At 74.4% G+C, this 22,300-nt stretch carries 21 protein-coding genes and 1 tRNA gene; 8 read left to right on the forward strand and 14 right to left on the reverse strand.

Annotation, left to right across the window (positions count from 1 at the left end):
- On the reverse strand, positions 1 to 764 hold a 764-nt coding region (locus BMW62_RS16185; protein WP_091932863.1), incomplete at its 3' end, for a hypothetical protein.
- A gap of 497 nt (positions 765 to 1,261) precedes the next feature.
- Between BMW62_RS16185 and BMW62_RS16190 the strand changes: the two genes are divergently transcribed.
- A complete protein-coding gene (locus tag BMW62_RS16190; RefSeq protein WP_091932866.1) occupies positions 1,262 to 2,686 on the forward strand; it encodes a dihydrolipoyl dehydrogenase family protein in 1,425 nt (474 codons plus the stop codon).
- Between the two features lie 11 nt (positions 2,687 to 2,697).
- On the opposite strand, the gene BMW62_RS16195 is transcribed toward BMW62_RS16190, so the two are convergent.
- On the reverse strand, positions 2,698 to 3,324 hold the full coding sequence (locus BMW62_RS16195; RefSeq protein WP_091932869.1) for a CDP-alcohol phosphatidyltransferase family protein: 627 nt from the start codon (positions 3,322 to 3,324) through the stop codon (positions 2,698 to 2,700).
- 126 nt (positions 3,325 to 3,450) lie between these two features.
- Here BMW62_RS16195 and BMW62_RS16200 point away from each other — a divergent pair, with 126 nt between their 5' ends.
- Genes BMW62_RS16200 through BMW62_RS16220 form a run of 5 tightly spaced genes read left to right on the forward strand, consistent with a single transcriptional unit; the run spans position 3,451 to position 7,853 of the window.
- The gene (locus BMW62_RS16200; protein WP_091932872.1) at positions 3,451 to 4,701 is read left to right on the forward strand and encodes an ABC transporter substrate-binding protein; all 1,251 of its coding nucleotides are present in this window, start codon (positions 3,451 to 3,453) and stop codon (positions 4,699 to 4,701) included.
- Positions 4,702 to 4,712: 11 nt separating this feature from the next.
- On the forward strand, positions 4,713 to 5,567 hold the full coding sequence (locus BMW62_RS16205) for an ABC transporter permease subunit (protein WP_091932875.1): 855 nt from the start codon (positions 4,713 to 4,715) through the stop codon (positions 5,565 to 5,567).
- On the forward strand, positions 5,564 to 6,352 hold the full coding sequence (locus tag BMW62_RS16210) for an ABC transporter permease (protein ID WP_244524093.1): 789 nt from the start codon (positions 5,564 to 5,566) through the stop codon (positions 6,350 to 6,352). The genes BMW62_RS16205 and BMW62_RS16210 overlap by 4 nt, the downstream gene beginning before the upstream one ends.
- Before the next feature lie 16 nt (positions 6,353 to 6,368).
- Positions 6,369 to 7,466: an ABC transporter ATP-binding protein gene (locus BMW62_RS16215; protein WP_091932877.1), complete on the forward strand. Its 1,098-nt coding sequence runs from the start codon at positions 6,369 to 6,371 to the stop codon at positions 7,464 to 7,466.
- Positions 7,467 to 7,496: 30 nt separating this feature from the next.
- Positions 7,497 to 7,853, forward strand: a complete 357-nt coding sequence (locus tag BMW62_RS16220; protein ID WP_211435163.1) for a cupin domain-containing protein — start codon at positions 7,497 to 7,499, stop codon at positions 7,851 to 7,853.
- A gap of 9 nt (positions 7,854 to 7,862) precedes the next feature.
- Here BMW62_RS16220 and BMW62_RS16225 read toward each other — a convergent pair whose 3' ends face one another.
- From BMW62_RS16225 to BMW62_RS16250, 6 genes are all read right to left on the reverse strand, one after another.
- The gene (locus BMW62_RS16225; RefSeq protein WP_091932880.1) at positions 7,863 to 9,272 is read right to left on the reverse strand and encodes a radical SAM domain-containing protein; all 1,410 of its coding nucleotides are present in this window, start codon (positions 9,270 to 9,272) and stop codon (positions 7,863 to 7,865) included.
- Between the two features lie 88 nt (positions 9,273 to 9,360).
- Positions 9,361 to 10,902, reverse strand: coding sequence for a phytoene desaturase family protein (locus BMW62_RS16230; protein WP_091932883.1), 1,542 nt, complete (start codon positions 10,900 to 10,902; stop codon positions 9,361 to 9,363).
- Between the two features lie 34 nt (positions 10,903 to 10,936).
- Entirely contained in the window at positions 10,937 to 11,473 is a 537-nt protein-coding gene (locus BMW62_RS16235; protein WP_091932885.1) for a vitamin K epoxide reductase family protein, read from the reverse strand.
- On the reverse strand, positions 11,470 to 11,676 hold the full coding sequence (locus tag BMW62_RS16240; protein WP_091932888.1) for an SDR family NAD(P)-dependent oxidoreductase: 207 nt from the start codon (positions 11,674 to 11,676) through the stop codon (positions 11,470 to 11,472). Before BMW62_RS16240 ends, BMW62_RS16235 begins: the two co-directional genes overlap by 4 nt.
- A 136-nt stretch (positions 11,677 to 11,812) precedes the next feature.
- The gene (locus tag BMW62_RS16245; protein ID WP_091932891.1) at positions 11,813 to 14,371 is read right to left on the reverse strand and encodes a SpoIIE family protein phosphatase; all 2,559 of its coding nucleotides are present in this window, start codon (positions 14,369 to 14,371) and stop codon (positions 11,813 to 11,815) included.
- On the reverse strand, positions 14,368 to 15,537 hold the full coding sequence (locus BMW62_RS16250; protein ID WP_244524094.1) for an acyl-CoA dehydrogenase family protein: 1,170 nt from the start codon (positions 15,535 to 15,537) through the stop codon (positions 14,368 to 14,370). Before BMW62_RS16250 ends, BMW62_RS16245 begins: the two co-directional genes overlap by 4 nt.
- A gap of 216 nt (positions 15,538 to 15,753) precedes the next feature.
- On the opposite strand from BMW62_RS16250, the gene BMW62_RS16255 reads away from it, so the two are divergent.
- Positions 15,754 to 16,494, forward strand: coding sequence for a GAF and ANTAR domain-containing protein (locus tag BMW62_RS16255; RefSeq protein ID WP_091932897.1), 741 nt, complete (start codon positions 15,754 to 15,756; stop codon positions 16,492 to 16,494).
- Positions 16,495 to 16,715: 221 nt separating this feature from the next.
- Here BMW62_RS16255 and BMW62_RS16260 read toward each other — a convergent pair whose 3' ends face one another.
- Together BMW62_RS16260 and BMW62_RS16265 are read right to left on the reverse strand one after the other, a co-directional pair.
- Positions 16,716 to 17,672, reverse strand: coding sequence for a mechanosensitive ion channel family protein (locus BMW62_RS16260; RefSeq protein WP_091932900.1), 957 nt, complete (start codon positions 17,670 to 17,672; stop codon positions 16,716 to 16,718).
- A gap of 525 nt (positions 17,673 to 18,197) precedes the next feature.
- Positions 18,198 to 18,270 (reverse strand) — tRNA-Asn (locus BMW62_RS16265).
- 138 nt (positions 18,271 to 18,408) lie between these two features.
- Between BMW62_RS16265 and BMW62_RS16270 the strand changes: the two genes are divergently transcribed.
- Positions 18,409 to 18,618, forward strand: coding sequence for a hypothetical protein (locus tag BMW62_RS16270; RefSeq protein ID WP_091932903.1), 210 nt, complete (start codon positions 18,409 to 18,411; stop codon positions 18,616 to 18,618).
- Positions 18,619 to 18,631: 13 nt separating this feature from the next.
- On the opposite strand, the gene BMW62_RS16275 is transcribed toward BMW62_RS16270, so the two are convergent.
- Genes BMW62_RS16275 through BMW62_RS16290 form a run of 4 tightly spaced genes read right to left on the reverse strand, consistent with a single transcriptional unit; the run spans position 18,632 to position 22,181 of the window.
- Positions 18,632 to 19,183, reverse strand: coding sequence for a hypothetical protein (locus tag BMW62_RS16275; RefSeq protein ID WP_091932905.1), 552 nt, complete (start codon positions 19,181 to 19,183; stop codon positions 18,632 to 18,634).
- Positions 19,180 to 21,066: a DNA primase gene (gene dnaG / locus BMW62_RS16280; protein ID WP_091932907.1), complete on the reverse strand. Its 1,887-nt coding sequence runs from the start codon at positions 21,064 to 21,066 to the stop codon at positions 19,180 to 19,182. The genes BMW62_RS16275 and dnaG overlap by 4 nt, the downstream gene beginning before the upstream one ends.
- The gene (locus BMW62_RS16285; protein ID WP_091932910.1) at positions 21,066 to 21,545 is read right to left on the reverse strand and encodes a hypothetical protein; all 480 of its coding nucleotides are present in this window, start codon (positions 21,543 to 21,545) and stop codon (positions 21,066 to 21,068) included. The genes dnaG and BMW62_RS16285 overlap by 1 nt, the downstream gene beginning before the upstream one ends.
- Before the next feature lie 12 nt (positions 21,546 to 21,557).
- A complete protein-coding gene (locus BMW62_RS16290; protein WP_091932913.1) occupies positions 21,558 to 22,181 on the reverse strand; it encodes a YdcF family protein in 624 nt (207 codons plus the stop codon).
- Positions 22,182 to 22,300: the final 119 nt, after the last annotated feature.

The following is a 22,300-nucleotide window of genomic DNA, read 5'->3' on the forward strand; positions in this document are numbered from 1 at the left end:
TCGGCGGCCTGGCGACGGCGGTAGGCCACGGTGCCCGCGGCGACCGCACCAGCAGCGGCCAGCGCACCCACCCCGATCGCCGCCTGCTCCTCGATGCCACTGGTGGCACCGGCACCGGTGTCAGCACCACCGGCAGGCATCTGACCCATCTGCGAGGCGTTCAGCACCCCACACGCCGCCGGCGCAGTGGCCTCCAGCGGCAGCGAGGGGTCCAGCGAGCTCTGCCCGGCCTCGGCGTCGTACTCACCGTTGCCGTTCACATCGATACCGTGCACCACCAGCACCGCGGTACCGGCCGCGAACGCCTCCTGCGTGGCCTGGTCGATGCTGAAGGTCCGCTCGTAGGTGTAGCTGTCCCCCTCAGGCGTCGGGAAACGGTCCACCGCCAGACCACTGTCCGCCCCGGTGTCACCCTCGGTGGTCAACGACGCACCGATCATCCCGTAGAACGGCTGGCCCTCGGCGGTGCTGATGATGCCGTCGCCGTCCGAGTCGGCCGACGCCGGCGGGCACACGCCCTGCGCCCCGATGTGGAAGTGCTGAGCGTGCGGCGACCCGGCCAGCACACCGTTCGCCTCGACGGTGACGGTCGCCTGGTCCCCCTCCAGCGTGACCATGCTCGTACCGGTGACACCCGAATCGTTCAGCGAGCCCAGATCGGCCTGGTAGCTGCCGTCATGGGCAGCCGAGGCCGCACTCATCGTCAGCAGCGGGAACGCCGCAGCAGCGATCGCGACGGAGGGGATGGCGAATGCCTTGCGCATGGAGACTCCCTTGTCTCGGGCGCCTCCGTCCGGGAGGACGGAAGCATCGAAAACGGTTGTCGACCGTCTCCGGGATGGTGGAGGGGCGCGTTGTTGCACCACCGCCCATCAGGGCGTCGACCCTGGATGTGGCGAGCAGGTCCCCCCGGCTGCGAGTGCAGCGCCGGTCCCGCGCCTCCGTCTGACGCTTGATCACATGCCCGCGTCGGCCTGGCCAGCAAACCCCTCGCAACCCCATTGCGCGTTACGGTTTCATGACGGCCGTGACGCTGCCCGCGCGTGGGCTCGCGGGCAGTCACCGGTCCGCGACCGTCGTCCTCCTCCGCCCGCGACCCGTCGATCTGCCACCCTTCCCCGGGGCTCGTGCTGGCCGGCTCCAGCAGCGCGCCCGGGTGATGCCACACCCACGATCCCGGGGTCGGCGGTGCGCTCCACTCGTAGGCTCGGCCGGGTCGGCCCGCCGTACCCACCGGGGCGCCCCGATCTGCGGAGGTGAGATGGTCCGGAACAGCGACGTCTGGGACCTGCTGGTGATCGGGGGCGGTACCGCCGGGCTCGTCGGTGCGCACACCGCCGCCGCCCTCGGCGCGCGCACGATGCTGGTCGAGCAGGACCGCACCGGCGGCGACTGCCTGTGGACCGGGTGCGTGCCCTCCAAGGCCCTCCTCGCCGCCGCGACCGCCGCCGCCGACGCGCGGGCGGCCGGCCGCCTCGGGATAGGCACCGGCGACACCACCGTCGACTTCGCCCGCGTGCGCGCCCACGTCCGCGACGCGATCGCGGCCATCGAGCCGCAGGACTCCCCCGAGTCCCTCACCGCGGCCGGCGTCCACGTCGTGCTGGGCACGGCGGTGCTCACCGGCCGCGACACGGCGCTCGTCGACGGGCGCGCGGTCCGATTCCGGGCCGCCCTGCTGGCCACCGGCGCCGCGCCGCTGGTCCCGCCGATCGAGGGCATCGACACCGTCGAAGCGCTCACCAGCGAGACGCTGTGGGACGTCGAGGAGCTGCCCCACCGGCTCGTCGTGCTCGGTGCCGGCCCGATCGGCTGCGAGCTGGGCCAGGCCTTCGCCCGGCTCGGCGCGGAGGTCACCCTGGTCGACGGCTCCGACCGCGTGCTGGGCCCCGAGGACGCCGACGCCGCAGCCCTGGTGGACCGGGCGCTCCGCCGCGACGGCGTCCGGCTGCGGCTCGGCACGGAGGGGACGCGGGTGGAGCCCGGCCTGCTACACCTGGACGACGGCGGCTCGGTGCCCTTCGACCGGCTGCTGGTCGCGGTCGGTCGCCGGCCGCGGACGAGCGACCTCGGCCTGGCGGCCGCCGGCGTGGACCTGGACGAGCACGGCGCGGTCGCCGTCGACGGCTCGCTGCGCACGAGCAACCCGCGGGTCCTCGCCGCCGGTGACGTGACCGGCAAGCCCTTCTTCACCCACGTGTCCGGGATGCACGGCAGCATCGCGGCGAGCAACGCCGTCCTCGGGCTGCGCCGGACGGTGGACCCCGTGGTCCCGCGCGTCACCTTCACCTCCCCCGAGGTGGCCTCGGTGGGTGTGAGCCCGGCGCAGGCGCGCGAGCGCGGCCTCACCGTCCGCCGCGTCGAGCACGCCACGGTCGACCGGGCGGTCGCCGAGGGCGGAACGGACGGCTTCACCTCTCTGGTCGTCGACGGCCGGCGGCGGCTCGTCGGCGGCGTCGTCGTCGGCCCGCGCGCCGGCGAGACGCTCGGCGAGCTGACCCTGGCGATCCGCAAGGGGCTCACCACCGCCGACCTCGCCGGCACCACCCACGCCTATCCGAGCTACAACGACGCGCTGGTCGACGCGGCGATCGAGGACGTCCGCGCCCGCCTGACCCCGCCGCTGGTCCGCGGGCTGCTCCGCGCGTTCGTCGCCGTCCGTGGCCGGCGGCTCGACCGCCGCTGACCTCGGCGCGATCAGCGCAGCGCGCGGTACCCGGCCACCACCCGCTGCGCGGCCGACAACGCCACCACCGCCGCCCAGACCCATGCCACCTGCCAGGCCACCGCGGGCAGCAGCAGCCACAGCGCATGGACGGCGATCGTCTCGGTGCCCTCGGCCAGCCCGCCCAGGAAGGACAGCGACCGGCCGTCGTCGAGTTGCCGGCCGGCGCGCTCGGCGATCGAGGAGAACGCCAGGAACGCCGTCCCGTTGACGTAGTAGGCCAGCAGGACGACGGCGAACGGCTCCCACGGGGCGTCGAAGCCGCGGGTGGCCCCGATCGCCACGCCCAGCACCGTGCTGCCGTAGACGCAGAAGTCGGCGGTGATGTCGAAGAAACCGCCGCTGCCCGCATCCCCCGCGGCACCCGCCGCGCGCCGGCGCCGGGCCAGCGGCCCGTCCAGCCCGTCGGCCAGCCGGGACACCAGCCACAGCACGAGCGCCGGGAGCCACGCCTGCAGGCCGGCGGCCACCGCGCTGGCCAGGCCCAGGACGAGCCCCGCGGTGGTCAGCCGGTCGGGGCTCAGCCACGGCCGGTCCAGTGCACCGGCGACGCGGGTCAGCGGCGCGTCGAGCAGGCGCCGCGCCACGGGGTCGAGCACGTCACCGTCCCGAGGGTGCGGGCACCCGCCTGGCGGGTGCGATGTGGGTCGGGCACGATCCTGTCGCAGAGGACGTGTCGCGGCCACACCCACTGGCGCCGCTCCGGACGAGGAGGTCCCCGACCCATGGCCCGACGACGCCCCGCGAACCGGCGCGCCCGGTGGGCCGCACCGGCGGCCTGCGCGCTGACCCTGGCGCTGGCCGCCTGCTCGGCGCCGGCTGACGAGCCCGCGGTCGCCGCGGAGCGCGACTGGGACGACGTCCTCGCCGAGGCCGAGGGGCAGACCGTGCGGCTGTGGATGTACGGCGGCGACGACAAGGGGAACGCCTACATCGACGACGTCCTCGCCCCCGCGGCCGAGGAGCTCGGCGTGGCCCTGGAACGGGTGCCGATCGCCGACACCGCCGACGCGGTCAACCGGGTGCTCTCCGAGCGGCAGGCCGACGTTCCCGACGGCGAGGTGGACCTGATCTGGCTCAACGGCGAGAACTTCGCCACCGGCCAGCAGGCCGGTGCGTGGCTGTGCGGCTGGACGTCGATGCTGCCCAACATGGAGTACGTCGACCCCGACGACCCCCTGCTGACCACCGACTTCGGCCTCGACGTGAACGGCTGCGAGGCTCCCTGGCACAAGGCCCAGTTCGCCCTGGTCTACGACGAGGCGCGGGTCGAGGACCCGCCCGGCAGCATCGCGGAGCTGCTGGCCTGGTCCGAGGAGAACCCGGGCCGGTTCACCTATCCCGCTCCCCCGGACTTCACCGGCTCGGTCTTCGTGCGCCAGGTGCTGTACGAGGTCTCCGGCGGGGTGGACGACGTGCCGCTGGAGTTCTCCCAGGAGGCCTACGACGAACTGGCCCCCGAGCTGTTCCGCCGCCTCGAGGAGATCGAGCCGTCCCTGTGGCGGGAGGGGCAGACCTATCCGCAGGACCTCGGCGCGCTCGACCAGCTCTACGCCGACGGCCAGGTCGACTTCACCATGACCTACGGCCCGGCGACGCTGCCCGACCTCGTGGCCGACGGCACCTTCCCGGCGACCACCCGGGTGCTGCTGGTGGAGGACGGCACCATCGGCAACGCGAGCTTCCTGGCCATCCCGGCGACCTCGGGCAGCCAGGCCGGCGCGATGGTGGTGGCGAACCTGGCGCTCTCGCCCGAGCAGCAGCTGGCCAAGGCGCGGCCGGAGGTGTGGGGCCAGTACACGGTCCTCGAGCAGGACCTGCTGCCCGAGGAGGTGCAGGCCGGGTTCGAGGCCCTGCCGCAGTCGGAGATCCTGCCGCCCTACGAGGAGCTGAGCGAGGGTGCCGACCCGGAGGTGGAGGCCGTGTGGGTCACCGCGCTCGACGAGGGCTGGCGCCGGCAGATCGCCGCCGGCTGAGCTGGTCCCACGTGCCGCCGAACCGACTCCGGCCCCGCACGCGCGCGGTCCTCCTCGTCCTGCCCGCGCTGGTCCCGGTCGTGGCCGTCGTCGGCGCCGCACTCGCCTCGGCCGCGCTGCTGAGCCTGGGGCTCGCGCCCCTGGTCGGCGAGCCGCAGCTCTCCCTGGACGCCTACCGGGGCGCCGCCGGCGATCTCGGCACCGGCATCGGGCTCTCGCTGGGCATCGCGGCCGCCGCCACCCTCGTCGCCACCGTCGTGGGGCTCTGCCTGGCCCTCGCGGCGACCGCTGCGGTGCGGCGCAGCCGGCTGCTCGGCGCGCTGGCCGCGCTCACCATCCCGATCCCGCACCTGGTGGGTGCTGCGGCCATCGGCCTGCTGCTGGCCGACGCCGGCTTCCTCTCCCGGCTGCTGGGCGTCGACCCGTCCTCCTGGCCGCCGCTGGTGGGCGGCCCGCTGTGGGTGGCGGTGGTCGCCGAGTACGCCTGGAAGGAGTCGGCGTTCGTCGCGCTGGTGGTCGCCGGTGTGCTGTCCTCCCGGGCGGCGTCCTACGGCGAGACGGCGGCGCTGCTCGGCGCCGGCCGCTGGGCCAGGCTGCGGCACGTCACCCTGCCGCTGGCCGCGCCCGCGCTGGGCGCCACCGCCGCGGTCAGCTTCGTCTACACGCTCGGGTCCTACGAGGTCGCCGCCCTGCTCGGCCGCGCCCACCCCGAGCCGCTGCCGGTGCTGGCCTACCGGTTGTTCACCTCCATCGACCTGGCCGCCCGGCCGCAGGCGGCAGCGGTCGCACTGACGACGGCGGGGCTGGCGCTGGTCGTCGTCCTGCTGTCACTGCGGGCCCTGCGGCGGCTGGCGGCCGAGCGGTGACGGCCCCACGGGCGGTGCTCGCCGCCTCCCGCGCCGGGCGCACGCTGCTGGCGGGATGGCTGGTGCTGCCGCTGGTCCCGCTGCTGCTGTGGGCCTTCGCCGACCGGTGGACCTTCCCCGCCGTCCTGCCGCAGGAGTGGGGCACCCGCGGTGCCGAGGAGGCTCTGGCCGCAGGTGCCGGAGGCGCGTTCCTGACCTCGACGCTGCTCGGCACCGTCGTCGCGCTGCTGGCCACCCCGCTCGGCGCGGTGGCCGGGCGGGCGCTGGCCTCGCGGCAGGTGCCCGGCGGCACCGCCGTCCTCGCCGTGCTGCTCTCCCCGCTGGCGCTCCCCCCGTTCGCCGTGGCCCTGGGCCTGGACGTGCTGCTGCTGCGGCTGCGCATCCCGGCGGCAGCGGGCGTCGTGGTCCTGCTGCTGGTCGCCGCGCTGCCGTACACGGTCCTCACGATGCGAGCGGCCTACGCAGCGCACGACCGGGGCTTCGAGGACGAGGCGCGCGTGCTCGGTGCCACGCGCTGGCAGACCGTGCGCTCGGTGCAGCTCCCCCTGGTCGCCCCGGCGCTGGCCGGGGCGGCGTTCCTCGCGTTCCTGGTGGGCTGGAGCGACTACATCGTCACCGTGCTGGTCGGCGGCGGGCAGCTGACCACGCTGCCGCTGCTCGTGGCCTCCGCCGCGTCGGCGACCGGGAGCGACGCCCAGGTCGCGATCCTCTCGCTCACGTCGATCCTGCCGCCGGTCGCCCTGCTGCTCGTCGTCGGCTCGCTGGGCCGGAGGGGACGCCGGTGAGCCGGCGGGGACGTCGATGAACGGCAGCGAGCTCCGGCTGACCGGGCTGACGCGGGTGCACGGCACGGGCTCGGCGCCCGCGCTGGCCGATTTCTCCCTCGAGGTGCCCGCGGGCGCCTGCATGGCCATCCTCGGCCCCTCCGGGTCGGGCAAGAGCACGGTGCTGCGGCTCACCGCCGGGCTCGACGAGCCCACCGCGGGCAGCGTCCACCTCGACGGCGCCGACCTCGCCGGGGTCCTGCCCGAGCGCCGGGGCATGGCGATGGTCTTCCAGCGGCCGCTGCTGTTCCCGCACCTGTCGGTGCGGGACAACGTCGCCTTCGCCGACCGGGTGCGCGGGGTCCCGCGACGGACGGCCCGCCGGCGGGCGGAGGAGTTCCTCGGCCTGGTGCAGCTCGACGGGTTCGGCGACCGGCCGGCGCGGGCGCTGTCGGGCGGGCAGGAGCAGCGGGTGGCCCTGGCCCGGGCGCTGGCCGCCGAGCCCCGGGTCCTGCTGCTCGACGAGCCGTTCAGCGCGCTCGACGCCCGGCTGCGCGAGGAGATGCACGAGCTGCTGGCCGACCTGCGCATGCGGCTGGACCCGACGATCCTGCTGGTCACCCACGACCACGCGGAGGCCGGTGCGCTGGCCGACGGCGTCGCCGTGCTGGACCGCGGGCGGCTGCTGCAGGCCGGCCCGATGCGCGAGCTGTACGCCCGGCCCGCCTCGCTCGCGGTCAGCCGGCTGCTCGGCGGGCGCACCGAGGTGGCCGGCATGGTCCGCTCCGGCGTGCACCGTTCACCGCTGGGCGCGCTCGCGCTGCCCCGGAAGGTCCCGGACGGCCCCGCGGTGCTCGTCGTCCGGCACGAGGCGGTGCAGGTGACGACCGCGGCCGATCCCGCCGCCGACGCCGTCGGCACCGTGGTGCGGGCCCGGCGCCGGGGGATGCGCACGCTGGTCACCGTCGAGGTCCCGGGCGACGGCGGGACGGCGGCGGTGGACGCCGAGCTGGAGCCCGGCCAGGAGGTGCCGACCGGCCGGACGGTCGGGCTGCGGCTGCCGGTCGAGGGCCGGTGGGTCGTGCCGGTGGACGGCGTGGCCGTCGAGCCGGTCGCCGGTGCACCGCGGGCGTGAGCGGGGGACGGCGCGGGTAGAGCGGATGCCGTGACCGAGACCCCGGCCGACGGCGTCGGCAAGATCAGCGTGACCGCGGCGAGCACCGGCGGGATGGGCCAGCGGTACCTGGCCTCCGGGTCCCGGGTCGCCATGCGGCTCTGGTCGGAGCAGCCCACCAGCAGCGGCAAGCCGGAGGCGGCGCGCGACTACGAGACGGTCGGCTACGTGATCTCCGGACGGGCCCGGCTGCGTACCGGCGACGAGACGCTGGAGCTCGGGCCCGGCGACTCGTGGGTGGTGCCGGCGGGCGTCGAGCACACCTACGAGATCGTCGAGGAACTCACCGCCGTCGAGGCCACCGCTCCGCCGGCGCGGGAGGCCGGCCGCGACGCACCGACCGGCTGACCGCCGGGGTCACACCACGGTCAGCGGCAGGAGCTTCCGCAACCCGGCGTTCTCCGCCGGGTCCAGCACCGAGTGCTGGGCGCAGGCGGGCACCAGCTGCCCGGTCTCGGGGTGCGCCATCGAGTAGGTGCACGCCGCCAGCCGCTCCTGGGTGGCCCGCAGCTGCGGGTCCTCGGCCTCGATCCCCTGCTGCAACAGCTCCCAGGCCGGCCCGACGTCGGCGGCGTCCATGAAGCTGTGCACCTCGAAGGTCATCAGCCCCAGGCGACCGGCGCGGGCGCCGCGGACGACCGCCCGCAGCCCGCCGGTGCGACGCAGCAGGCTGCGCGCCCAGCGGAGCGCCGTGCGCAGGTCGCCGGGGTGGTGCCGCGCGGCCCGCAGCACCTTGACCACCAGCACCGCCGGTGGCGTGTTGCTGAAGGCGATCCCGCCGTAGTGGGCGAAGAAGGCGTCCCGCGCGGCGGTCTCGGCCGCGACGTCCGGGTCGACGACGGGGTGCCAGCGGCCGTCGAGGAGGAGACCGAAGGCCACCCGGTTGCACCGGGGATCGCCGAACTCGACGCCCTCGTGCGCGATCCGCTGACCCATGCCTTGCTCCAGCTCGGCCCAGACGGCGTCGGCGTCGACGGCGGTGTAGGACTCCTTCCAGCGTCGCTCGTCGCCGACGTGCGCGGCCGGCTGGAAGCTCATCATCGAGTAGCCCATGCCGACCACCGCGCGCACCGTGGCCGCCACCTGACTCAGGTTCGCCGGGGTGACGGTCATGTTGTGCGCCAGGTAGTACCGCAGCCCGGTCTCGGCGCGCAGGTCGCGGAACATCTGCACGAACCGTTCGCGGAACGGGTTGAGCTCGGCCTCGGTGCGCGGCCGCACCGCGCCCCGGCGGCCGCGCATGAGCGAGTCGAAGTGGGCCGCGAAGCTGACCCGGTCGAACCTGGGCTTCCCGTCCGGGCCGGTCACGAGGGCCCGCAGGTACTCGGGCTCGAAGTCACCGTGCGTCATCGACATCGGCGAGCGCCCGGCGTCCCGCATCGCCTGCAGCGCGGCGGCGTGGTCGTCCGGGGAGAGCAGGGTCACCTCGCCGCCGATGAGCTGGGCGTGGGCGTAGGGCCCGCGCCGCTCGCGCAGGTAGGCCATCTGCCGGCCGACCTCATGCAGGGTGTGCCCGCCGTCGATGCGCACCTTGTTGGCGTCGGCCGAGTGGTAGCAGGGCGTGCAGGTGAGGTTGCACTTGGGGAAGACGCCGTGCGTGCCCTCGCAGCCGACCGCGTGCCGGCCCAGGCTCTGCGCCGGCGTGCGCACGTGGTCCGGCAGCGCCGCCCACCGCTCGGCGAGTGCACGCTCGGTCTCCGGGTGCACCGGCCGGGTGCGTTCCCGCAGGCCGTGCCACCGTGCGCGCAGTCCGTGGCGCCGTCCCATGCTGCCTCCCGAGCTTTCGCGGTGCGGCGCGCGGGCGCGCCGTCCCCCCGACGCTCCCATCCCGATCGGTCGTGCGCCACCGACCGCCTCAGCCCAGGTCGCGCAGCACCGCCCGCGCGGCCGACCGGCCGCTCGTCCCGGCGATGCCGCCCACCGGCGCGGTCCCGGCCCCCGCGACGACCAGGCCGCGGACCGGCGTCCGGTGCCGGGCCAGCGCGCGGGTCGGCCGGAACGGGCCGAGCTGGTCGGGGTTCAGGTCGCCGTACATGGGGTGGGCCCCCGGCCAGCGCAGGTCGGCCGCCATCTGCTCCGGGGTGCACACCGCGCGCCCGGTGATCGAGGCGGTGAACCCGGGCGCCCGGGCTTCCACGGTCGCGATCATGCGGTCGGCGAACTCGTCGGCGACGGCGGCCCACCCCCCGCGCACCCGGTACGGCGCGCACGGGCAGGCCAGGTAGACGGTGTGCCGGCCGGGCGGGGCCAGCGTGTCGTCGATCGCGCTGGGGGTGAACGCGTAGGTGGGCACCGGGTCGTCGGGCAGGTACCGGGCCCCGGCCGCGGCGAACCCGTCGGCGAGGGAGTCGAGGCCGTCCACGAACGACTGCAGCCCGTTCCAGTCCCCCGGGCGGGCTTGCGGGTAGGCCGGCAGGGCGGTGGTCGCGACGTGCACCAGCATCTGGACGGCGTTGCTCCGGGTGGTGCTGCGCAGCCGGTCGGCCTCCGGCCCGTCCAGCGGGGGGTCGAGCAGGTCGAGCAGCGCCGTCCGGGGATCGAGGGCGGTGAGGACGGCGTCGGCGGGCAGCCGCTCGCCCGACTCGAGCTCCACCCCGGTGGCGCGGTCGCCCTGCCGGGTGATCCGCGCGACCGCCGCGCCGGTGCGCCAGGCCCCGCCCAGTGCCGCCAGGCGAGCGGCGAGCGCGTCGGTCAGCCCCTGCGCCCCGCCGACGGCGTGCCACTGGCCGACCTGGTGGTAGAAGGCCTGCCACATCGCGAAGGTGGCGCTGCCGGGGGCGTCCGGCGCCGCGGAGGCGTGCGCGGCGAAAGCCGAGACGGGCGCACGGACCAGGTCGGAGGCGAACCGCTGTTCCAGGAGCTTCCCGTACGGGGAGAGCAGCAGCTGCGCCAGACCGAGCGGGCCACCGTTGCGGGCCAGGGCCTGCAGCCCCGCGAGCGCCCGGCCGGGCAGCCGGGACGGCCGGCCGTCCAGCGCCCCTCGCATCGCGGTGACCACCGGCATGGCCTCGCGCATCCAGGCGGCGTACCGGCGGGCCTCGTCCCGGTCGGCCTCGGCGATGGAGTCGACGGTCGCGCCGACGTCCCGGAAGAACCGCACGATCGGCCCGTCCCGGAAGACCGCCACCGAGAACGGGTCCATCTCGCGGTACTCCAGCCCGGCCCCGGCCAGGTCGAGCTCCTCGATGATCCCGGTGGCTTGGATGATGTTGTGCGCCACGGAGTGGATGTCGAAGCGGTGCCCCGGGAGGACCTCCTCGGTCCGCGCGCCACCGCCGAGCCGGTCGGACTGCTCCAGCACGAGCACGTCGGCACCGCCCCGCGCGAGGTAGCAGGCCGCGACCAGCCCGTTGTGCCCACCGCCGACGACGAGGACGCGGGCGGCTCGGCGCGTCATCTATCCGCGCCTCCGGCCGGCCGCAGGGTCGTGCTCAACGCCTGCGCAGATTTCGCCACGCCCGGCGTGCCTCGGGCAGCGCGAGGGCGAGCGAGACGCCGGAGATCGCGGTGGCGGCCTGGCACCAGGCGCACAGCGCCTTGTTCTCCTGCCACTCCTCCCCGGCGAGCTTGATGTCGACGGCGACGTCGGAGGCCACCTTCGCGGCCATCAGCAGCGGCAGGAACGGCCTATGCCGGGGTCGGTCCGGGCCCCCGGCACCGGCCACCCAGGCCGTCAACGCGTAGGTGACGATCATGATGAGCCCGTCGGGCGTCGAGGCACGCGTGTAGGCGTACTCCGCGGCGTCGACCTCGTCGGAGTCGAACGGGCCGACCGGCGGATCGGGCAGGTGCTTGAGGATGCCCGTCTGGTAGGCGCCCACGACCTGGCCGATGGTCACGCCGGCCAGTGAGAGGCCGACCAGCCAGCGGCGCCGGCGCAGGTCCGGGTCGGATGCGGTGCGGAGGTACCGCGACAGCTGGGAGGGGCTCGGGTCGCTGCCGCCGTAGCGGGGGTCCGGAGCGTTCATCGGTGCGTGTTCGTCACGACGCCGCGCACGCGGTGGTCGCCCTCGGCAGCCTCGTCGGCGAGGTACCGCAGCCCCTCCTCACCGCGCGCGGCGGCGACGACCCGCGCGCCGGCGGCCGAGGCGGCGAGGACGGTCGCCCGGCCGATGCCGCTCGACGCGCCCATCACCACGATCACCTGCTGATCGAGCTGCTCGTGTCTCATCTCGAGAGTTCCTTCTCCGTGCCGGCAGACCGACGTGCCCTACCCGCTCGCGAAGGCGGGACACACCTCGCGGCTGCGTCCCGCGCGGTCGGGTCCTGCGGCACACCCCTGCGAGCGCCCGACGACGGCCTGGCCGTCAGCCTGCCGGCACGTCCGCCGGCACGTCCGGCGGAACGTCCGGCGGCAGCCGGTTCGGTCCGGCGTGCGGCGGGCGGGGTCGGTCCTGCGGGTGCAGCTGCAGTGCGATGAGAGCGACGTCGTCACCCGGGTCGGCCGGCAGCATCCGGGCCAGCACGACGTCGCAGAGCTGGTCGAGATCACGGCCGGCGTGCTCGGAGAGCGTCGACTGCAAGCGCGCGAGACCGGCGTCGAGGTCGGTGTCGCGTCGCTCCACCAGCCCGTCGGTGTAGAGCAGCACGACGCTGCCCCATGGCAAGGTCACCTCGGACTCGTGGCGCGGCGCGTCGGGGCGGACGCCGAGCAGCAGGTCGGGGCGGCCGCCGTCGAGCACCTGGACGCACCCGTCGGGGGTGATGGCCATCGGCGGTGGATGCCCGGCGTTGGACCAGCGCAGCCGCGCCACCCCCGCCGCCTGCTCCTCGTCGGTCCGCTCCAGGCGGGCCACCACCGCGGTCGCCAGGATCTGCGACTGCAGCGTCTGCATCACCTGTTCGACCTGGCCGAGGACCGCGGCCGGCCCCTCGGATCCACGGGCGGCCAGCGTCCGCACGATGGTCCGCACCTGGCCCATCGCCGCGGCGGCCTGCACGTCGTGCCCCACCACGTCGCCGATGACCAGCACCGTGGCACCCGTGGGCTGCACGAACGCGTCGTACCAGTCCCCGCCGACCTCGGCGGCCTCACCGGCAGGAACGTAGCGGACGACGATCTGCACGTGGTCCGGCTCGGGTGGCGGGGTCAGCAGGGACCGCTGGAAGCCCTCCGCGAGGCCGCGCTGCTGCCGGTACAGGCGGGCGTTGTCCAGCACCACCCCGGCGCGGGCAGCGACGTGGCGGGCGGTGACCAGGTCCTCCGGCAGGAGAGGCCCGCGGTCGAGGCCGGTGCACAGCGTCAGCACCCCGACGGGGCCGTTCCGGCCGGTGAGCGGCAGCACCGCGATCGACTCCGGTGCCAGATCGACCACGAGGTCCTGCGCCGGGCCGGGCTGCAACTTCTCCCGCACCTGGGCGGCGGCGTCCCGGGTGAGCACCTGCAGCTGCCCGGTCCGGATGGCGCGCACGACGAGCGAGTCCTCCCGCAGCGCACCCGGTCGCGCCTGCGCGTAGGCCTCCACGGCCTCGCGGAGCCGCGGATCGTGGTGCCAGGAGGCGGCGGTGCGCAGGGCGCGGCGGTCGCCGCCGGCCTCCTCGTCGTGGACGAGCGTGACGATGCCCCAGTCGGCGAGCCCGGGAACGACCAGCCGGGTCAACCGGCGCGCCGCCTCGTCGGCGTCCAGCGTCGCCGACAGCTCCGCGGTGATGCGGGAGAGCAGCCGCTCACGTCCAGCGGCCCGGGCCGTGAGCTCCTGGGCGCGCCGGCGGGCGGTGATGTCCAGGAAGTACAGCGCCACCCCGTCGGCGCTGGGGACGGCACGGACCTCGACCCAGACATCGAGAGGCCGGGGGTAGAAGGCTTCGAAGACCACCGGCTGGCCGGTCTCGGCGGCGCGACGGAAGTTGGACTCGAACTCGCTGCCGACCGTGGCCGGGAACGTCTCCCAGAGCGTGCGCCCGAGCAACCGCGCGCGTGACATGCCGGTGATCCGCTCGGCCTCGGCGTTGACGTGGGTCATCACCCAGCCGGGGTCCATCGCGACGAAGCCGACCGCCATCGACTCCACCAGGTGCGCGAGACGGTCCTGAGCATGCCGGCGGACGGAGATGTCCCACGCCGCGCCGAGCAGGCGGACCGCCGTACCGGCTTCGCCGGCCAGGGCCCGCCCGCGGGCGGCGACCCACCGCTGCTCGCCGTCCGGGAGGACCACCCTGTACTCCGCGGCGTATTCGCCCGCCGTCTCGATCGCCCGGTCCAGCAGTGCTCCGACCCGGTCGACGTCGTCGGGGTGCAGCCGGGCGTTGAACGCCTCGATGCTGCCGTCGAAGGTGACAGCGTCGTAACCGAACAGCTCGTTCAACCGGTCGTCCCAGCTCAGCGTCCCGGTCACCAGGTCCCAGTCGAACGTGCCGATCCCGGCTGCGTCGATCGCCAGGGTCAGCAAGTTCCACGCGGTGGCCGGCGACTGCAGCGCGCCGCCGCTCACGAGCACTGCCGGCCCCTGGTCGCGCTCGACCGCACTCCGGGCCATGACCGCCGCCAGCACTGCAGCGTGCCGACGACGGCCGACGGCAGCCGCCCGGAGCACCTGGAGCCGCTCGAGCAGGTCCGGTTCCCCGGCCTCGGCGACGAGCAACCCCAGCGGCACACCAGGAGAGAAGGACACCTGCCGGCGCAGCTCCGCCGGGCGGTCGGTGAGCACTGCGATCTCCGCTTCGGGGTGGAGCCGGTGCACGCGCTGCGCCGTGGCGGTGGCGGCGTCCACTCCTGACCCGAGGACGACCAGGTCGACCGGCCCGATCAGGCACTCGGGAAGGGCGCCCGCGTCGACGAGCTCCATCCCGACGAGCGGAGCCAGGACGGCGATCTCAGCCGGGGAGCCGTCGACGAGCAGGCAGCGCCCCGTCTCCGCAGCGGTCACTCGCCCAGCAGCGGCAGGCCCAGCGCCGCTCGGCCGGTCCAGATGCGCAGCAGGTCGGTGGTCGGGCTCATCACGTCGGCGGCGCGGGCATCACGCAGGTGCCGCTCCAGCGGCGACCGGTCGCGGTAACCGATGCCGCCCACCAACGTCATCGCCTCGTTCGTCACCTGCACCGCGCAGCCGGCGACCTCGGCCTTCGCGGAGGCCAGCGCGCTCAGCGCGGCGGGACCACCGGCATCGGCCTCCTCGGCGGCCCAGTACACCAGCCGGCGGGTGCGCTCGACCTGCGCCCACAGCTCGCCGAGGCGGTGCTGCAGCAACGGCTCGGCGGCCAGCCGGCGACCCGTGTGGGCGTGCGCACGCTTCCCGAGGTGTTCGATGGCCTCGTCCAGCGATGCCTGTGCCACACCGAGATAGGTGCCCGCCATCGCCATCAGGAAGAACGGTGCAACGACCTCGAAGACGAACCAGATCTGGTCACCTTCGGCGCCCAGGAGATGATCGGCGCCGACGCGGACACCGTCGAGGCGGGCACGGCGGGAGGAATTGCCGCGCATGCCGATGCCGTCCCAGCCGTCGGTCCAGCTCAGTCCTGTCGCGTCCCCGGGGACGAGCACGCAGGAGAACTCACCGAGCGGGGCGTCGGGGTCGGCGGCCACCGTGCTCACCACGTAGGAGTCGGCCTGCGACCCGTTGGTCACGAAGGATTTCTCCCCGTCGATGCGCAGCCCGTCGGGAGTGCGCGTCAGACGGGTCTGCGGCAGCCAGAAGTGCGCGCCCGTCCCCGGCTCGGACAACGCCAGGGTGGTCAGGTGCTCCCCGGCGACGATGGCGTCGAGGAACTCCTTGCGCTGCCGCTCGGTCGGCTTGGCCGCGACCACGGCGGTTGCGACGCAGTGCATGCCGAAGCACAGCCCCGCCGAGGCGTCGACCCGGCCCAGCGCCTCACCGGCGGCGACCACGCCGCGCAGGCCGAGGCCGCTGCCGCCTACCTGCTGCGGAGCGGCCAGGCCACCCAGCCCGGCAGCCTGGAGCGCGGCCAGCACCTCGGCCGGCCACACCCCGGAGTCCGTCCGACCCACCAGCGGCCGGGCGACCGTCTCCGCGACCTTGCTCACCCGCGCGACCACGTCCGCGATGCTGACCGGGGGCGCAGATGCCGTCACACCGCCAGAGTCTAGATCGGCGACGACGCCGACCCGTTCAGCCCGGACCGGAAGGTGTCGATGCCACGCCCCGGCCGATCGGCCGATGCCCCCGACCGGCGGCGTCGGCGGACGGGGGCTCGCCCAGCGCAGTCGCGCCGGGCCCCGCGCCACCATCCACCGCGAATGCCACTGGACTCCGACGGCCCGCAGGCGCGGAGCCGATAGGTTCTGACCATGACCGTGGTGCAGGGCGACTCGGAGGGCGGCTCCGGCTCCCAGGAGCGCCTCGGCGATGCGATGAGCCGCGTAGCGCGCCAGATCCAGGAGGAGCACGGCGACGTCGAAGCGACGCTGCAGGCCATCGCCGCCTCGGCGATCAGGATCGTGCCGAACGCGGAGGAATGCGGCACCACCTATGTCATCGGCCGAGCGAAGGTCGAGTCCCGGGCGTGGACCAGCGACCTGCCGAAGTCGGTCGATGCCTTGCAGCAGCGACTCGGGCAGGGCCCCTGCCTCGACGCGGTGTGGGAGCAGGAGATCGTCCGGGTCGACGACGTCGCCGGTGACGAGCGGTGGCCCGAGTTCGGGCACCACGCCTCCGGCCTGGGGATCGGGAGCATGTTGTGCTTCCAGCTGTTCGTCGATGGTGACCAGCTGGGTGCGCTGAACCTGTACTCCCGGACGCCCGGCGCGTTCGACGACGACTGCCAGGAGATCGGGTTGATGTTCGCCGCCCATGCAGCGATCGCGCTGGCCGGAGCCCAGCACGAGGAGCACCTGCGCACCGGGATGAGCAATCGCGACGTCATCGGCCAGGCCAAGGGCATCCTGATGGAGCGGCACAGGCTGACCGCCGACCAGGCGTTCGCTGTGCTGACCCGCGTCTCCCAGGACCTCAACCGGAAGCTGGTCGACATCGCCCGGGAACTCGCCAACACCGGGGCGGTGCCCGGCGGCGAACGCCGGCGGGACTGAGCTGGCCTCCGCCGTGCGCCGTGTAGGTCGACGGTGACCCCGGAGCCTCACCGCGCGGGCGCGTCCTGCGCGGTGTGCGAGTCGGCGTGAGCCGGCCTGCGCGCGGTTGCCTGTGCCCACGCGCGAGTCCCTCGAGCCACGCGGTACAGGACGGGTGGCCGGCTGCTGGTAATTCGCATCACCGGCTCGTCAGTGGTTGCGGCAGCACGGCATCACGGCCGTCAGTCGTCCCCTGGTTCCACTCGCAGCGACGGCAGGCCGACCACTTCGAAGGTGGCGGAGGCGAGGCCGATGCCGGCCGCGTCGAGCTCCGCGAGGACCTCCCGTGACATCGCGTCCTTGACGTCCCGAACCCCGTACACACCCGTCAGGAAACGGGCGGTGAGCTCCAGCCAGTTGTCGGTCAACCGCCAGTACACCCGTGGTTCGAAGTCCGCGCCCCGGACGAAGTAGCGCCGCTGCATGGCGGCCAGTGCTGCAGCGGGCATCTCCTCGGCCGCCACCGAATGACGCCTGGCCGCGGCAAGGAGGATCTGCTCTGCCCGACCCCGGTCGTCGGAGTACCGGACGGGGAGGGTCATCTCCTCCCACAGGTATGGGAAGTCGCGGGTGTAGTTGTAGACCGCCTCGTCGAACACCTTGTCGTTGGTGACCGTGACGACTCGACCGGTGTACTGCCGGCTGCGCACCCACTGCGGCGGCTCACCGCCCTGGACCGCGGGTGGCTGTCCCATCTCCATGATGGTGGTCCGGACGAAGCCCAGGGCGATGACGTCACCACGGACGCCGCCCATGGTGATCCGGTCTCCGACGTTGAACGTGTCGCCGCGCAGGATGACCACGTAGCCGGCCAGCGCGGTGATCACCTTCTGCAGCGCGAACGCCAGCCCGGCAGTCACCAACCCGATCCCGGTGGCCAACCGACTCGGGTCGTCGAACCAGATCGAGAGGAAACCCAGGAACAGCAACAACGCGACAACCAGATTGATCGCCTGCCGCGTCCAGAAGCGAGCTTTCTCGTTGTGGACCCCCCGCAGGAGCAGCCGGGAAGTCCCACGAGCGATCCAGCGCAGCGCCAACAGGGCCAGGACCAGAGCAGCGGTCAGCAGCAGCTTGGTGCCGTTCTCCTCGGTCAGGAAGAGCAGGCGGATCTCCTGACCGAAGACCTCGATCGTCATGCCGACGAGTCTGCCGAGGGGATCTCCGGCATCACGACCCGGGGCGGTGGCTGACGAGGAGATGCTTCCCGCGTGGCTGCGACACCCGCCACCGCATCCGCTACCGACTGACAGGGCACTGGAGAACGTCGGCGCCCGAGATCACCACCCGGCACAACTCCTGCACGCGCGGCGCGCGCCCTTCGACGGTGTTCGACCCCGCACCCCGTGACCATGACGCCTACCTCGGCCGCGGCACCGCCACCCCCAGGACCGCTGCGGTCACCCGCTGGCTCTGCAACACCCCCGCGCTCGCGCGCGCTCTGCTGCTCGTCACCACCGCCGGGCACCTGCCGGGGACGGCAGCCACTCCCCTGACCGGCTTCACCGCCCGCACGGCCGGCGAACCGGCGGCGCTCACCTCACGGCCCGTGGGAAGGCTCATCCAGCGCCGTGGCGCGCGCCCAGGGCCCCGGGTCCGTCGCGGCTGCAGCTGATGTCGGTAGCGGCCCGAAGCCGTCCACGAGCCGCTGACCTGCGGAGATGCTCCCCCGATTGGACTCGAACCAATAACCCTGCGATTAACAGTCGCATGCTCTGCCAATTGAGCTACGGGGGATCAGCGGGCGCGACCCGCTGGCGCCGACGAGAGTACCCCACGCCCCGAGGGCTCCCGCCGACGGCTCGCGGACGGCGGCGCGATGCTCGCCACAGGTACCGTGTCCGCTGTTCACCGCCCGTCCACCTGGAGGTTCCCGTGGCCAAGCTGTCGTTCCTCGCCGGATTCGGTGCTGGCTACGTGCTCGGATCCCGGGCCGGCCGCGAGCGCTACGAGCAGATCCGCCGCGCCTGGGAGCACGCCAAGGACGACCCGCGCCTGCAGAGCCTCGCGGGCATCGCGCAGGCCAAGGCCGATGACGCCGTCTCGACGCTCAAGTCCCAGCTGGGCAGCGAGCCCCCGCGCTGAGCCGCCGGCCGGCTCAGTCCGGCTGCTCGGCGGCGAGCGCCTCGGCGAGCCTCTGCCGCGCGATGTCGCGGGCCACCGGGTCGTCGCGGTCGGCGTCGTCGTCGAACACGACGGTCCACTCCCGGGCCACCTGACCCGGGACCCGCCGCGCCACCAGCAGCAGGCCGCCGCGATCGGGCAGCGGGCTGCGGCGGCTGGTGACGATCGTCTGGTCGACCCGCCGGCGCACGGTCGCCGGGAGGTCGCCGGCGTCGGTGAGCACGTGCCGCACGGCGGGCAGGCGGGCCTGCACGCCCGGCTCCATCTCGGCGAGCGGTGTCACGGTGAACGAGCCGCCGCCGTCGGTGGTCGCGGTCCAGCGGGCGTGCCCCACCTCGTGCCACGGCAGCAGGTCCTCCCCCGGACCGCCGACCGTCCGCAGGCCGCGGGAGGTGGCCACCAGCCAGCCGGCGTCGCGGGCGAGGATGCCCCAGGCGAGCACCCGCTCGTCGGGGTCGGCCACCACGGCGCGGACCTCCTCGGGCGGGCGCGCGAAGCGGCGACGGAGCTCGGCGAGGAGGCTCACGCGGCCCCACCCATCGCCCGCTTCCGCAACGAGATCGCCAGTTGCTCGAGGTCCATCAGCTTCTTGAACGCCCGCATGTACTCGTCCCCGGACTCCACCGGGTTCATCCGCTGCAACCGCCCCTTGAGCGCGGCGATCTCCCGCACGGTGGCCATCTCCTCCAACCGCGCCAGGATCGCGTTCACGTACACCGGGTCGCACTGTCCGGTGACCGAGCGCATGGGCTCCACCGCCAGCGCGGTCAGCAGCGCCCGGGCGCTCTCCCGCTCGCAGTGCGCGGCCACCTGGTCCAGCCAGGCGGGCCCGGTCACGGTCACCCCGCCGGCACCGCCCGCCCCGGCCACGGCCGCGGCGACGGCGGCGTAGTCGGGGTCGGTGTAGGCGCCCGGGGGGACGGCGTCGAACGCGGGCCCCGCGTACTCGGGGGCCTGCAGTGCGGCCTTGACCGCCTCCCGCTCGACGGCGACCGCGGCGTCGTCGGGGGTGCGCTTGGGTGCGCGCGGGCGGCCACGGGACGGCGCCCCTCCCCCGTCGCCGGTGAGCCGGCGCACCCGGCCCAGCACGTCGGCCTCGTCGGTGTTGCCGATCATCCCGGCGAGCTCCCGGGCGTAGGCGGGACGCAGCGCGTGGTCCTTGATGCCGGCGACCAGCGGCACCGTCTTCTCCAGCGCGGCGACCCGGCCCTCGACGGTGTCGAGGTCGTAGCCGGCCAGCGTGGTGCGCAGCACGAAGGCGATCAGCGGGGTCCGCCGGGCCACGAGGTCGCGGACGGCGGCGTCCCCCTGCTCCTGCCGCAGCTCGCACGGGTCGCGCCCCTCGGACTCGACCGCGACGAAGGTCTGCCCGACGAAGCGCTGGTCCTCGGCGAAGGTCTTCATCGCCGCCGCCTGGCCCGCCGCGTCGCCGTCGAAGGTGTAGACCACCTCGCCGCGGAACTCGTCCTGGTCCATCAGCAGCCGGCGGAGCACCCCGATGTGCTCGGCGCCGAAGGCGGTGCCGCAGGACGCGACCGCCGTCGTCACCCCGGCCAGGTGGCAGGCCATGACGTCGGTGTAGCCCTCTACGACGACCGCCTGGTGCCGGCGGGCGATGTCGCGCTTGGCGCGGTCGATGCCGTAGAGCACCGAGCTCTTCTTGTAGAGCGGCGTCTCCGGGGTGTTGAGGTACTTGGGGCCCGGGTCGTCGTCCATGAGCTTGCGGGCGCCGAAGCCGATGACGTCGCCGGTGATGTCCTTGATCGGCCAGACCAACCGGCGGTGGAACCGGTCGATGAGCGTGCCGCGGGAGGACTCCTTGGCCAGCCCCCCCGTCACCAGCTCGGCCTGGGTGAAGCCCTTCGCGCGCAGGTGGCGGGTGAGCCCGTCCCAGCCGCCGGGCGCGTAGCCGCAGCCGAAGTCCAGCGCGGCCTGCCGGTCGAAGGCGCGGTCGGCGAGGAACTGGCGGGCGGGCGCGGCCTCGGGGGTGCCCAGCTGCTCGGCGTAGAAGGCGGCCGCGGCGGTGTTCGCCGCGACCAGGCGCGCCCGCTGGCCCACCGATGCGCGGTCGGGCCCCGCAGTCGGCCGCCCGCCGTCGTCCTCGTACTTCAGCTCGATGTTGGCGCGGCCGGCCAGCAGCTCGACGGCCTCGGTGAAGGACAGGTGGTCGATCTGCTGGACGAAGGAGATGACGTCGCCGCCTACCCCGCAACCAAAACAATGGAAGAGGTTTCTCGATGGCGTGACCTGGAACGACGGCGACTTCTCGTCGTGGAACGGGCACAAGCCCTTGAGGCTGCCGCCACCGGCCCGCTTGAGCTGCAGGTGCTCGCCGACGATCTCGTCGATCTTGCTGCGCTCGCGCACCAGCGCGATGTCCGCGGCGCGGATGCGCCCCCGGCCGGCCATCAGGCCGCCCCCGCCGCTGCCGCGACCCGTCGTCGGATCACGTGCTCCCACCACAGCAGGAAGACCTGCTGATCCACCGGAAGCTCGCCGTCCACGGTGATCGTCGCCCGCGGGGTCCAGCCGGGGCTGGTGCCGCTCTCGGCGACCTGGCGGCCGTGCAGCAGGAACCGATGGGTGCCCTTCCAGCGGGACGCCGGCCGGACCTCGACCGTCGCGCCTTCCACGTCGATCTCCCAGGTCCCCTTCCAGGCCGAGGTCTGCCGCGCCCGCAGCCGGGCGGTGCCCTCGGGGTCACCCGACCTGCGTCCGGTGAGCTCCCGCTTCCGCCGGGCGTACTCCCACGTCGAGCCGTCGACGTCCACCGTCGCGGCCTCGGTCCACGTCGCGGACCGCATGGTCGCGACGACCCGGTCGTCGCGGAGCACGGGCAGGACGCCCTTCGGCAGCCCGTGCGTGCCGGCCTTGCCCAGTTCGAGCACCGCGTCCCTCCCTCAGCCGATGCCGGGTGCGCCGGCGACGCTCTCACCGGTCACGCGGTAGAGCAGGTAGGCAGCAGTCTCCCGCAGGATGTAGCGGAACTGGGTGGCGCGGGTCTGCACGGCCGGGCCCTGGCGGGTCGGGGAGCTCTCCGCCTCCATCCCGGCGTCCTCGGCCATGCGCTCGGCGCGCATCGCGTGCCAGGGGTCGGTGACCAGGACGGCCCGCTCCCAGCCCCGCGCGTCGAAGGCCGCGCCGACCACGCGCATGCTCTGCAGGGTGTCCACGCCCTCGGGCACCGCGAGCAGCGCCTCGGCGGGCACCCCGGCGGCGGCGAGGTAGTCGCGGCCGGCCTCGGCCTCGGTGAACTGGTCGCCGGCGGCCTTGCCGCCGACGGTGACGATCACCGGGGCGACGCCCTGCTCGTACAGCCGCAGCGCGTGCTCGAGGCGCGCCGCGAAGATCGACGACGGCACGCCGTTGTACTGGGCCGACCCGAGCACCACGATCGCGTCGGACTGCGGCCGGGCGTCCTGCCGCGCCGTCCACCAGATGGCGAGCGCCGTGGAGGCGACGAACAGCACGGCGGCCAGGACACCGGCCCCGACCACCCGCGCCAGCAGACTCCGCACACCCACGCGTCATGGGTACCACGCGGGGCCGACGTCCTGCCCCCTCCCGGGGCGGTGCGCCACACCATCCGTCGCACGCGCCCGTGTGCCGTACCACCACCCCGTAAATGAGAATGATTCCCGTT

Source organism: Blastococcus sp. DSM 46786, assembly GCF_900109665.1.
GTDB classification, from domain to species: Bacteria; Actinomycetota; Actinomycetes; order Mycobacteriales; family Geodermatophilaceae; genus Blastococcus; species Blastococcus carthaginiensis.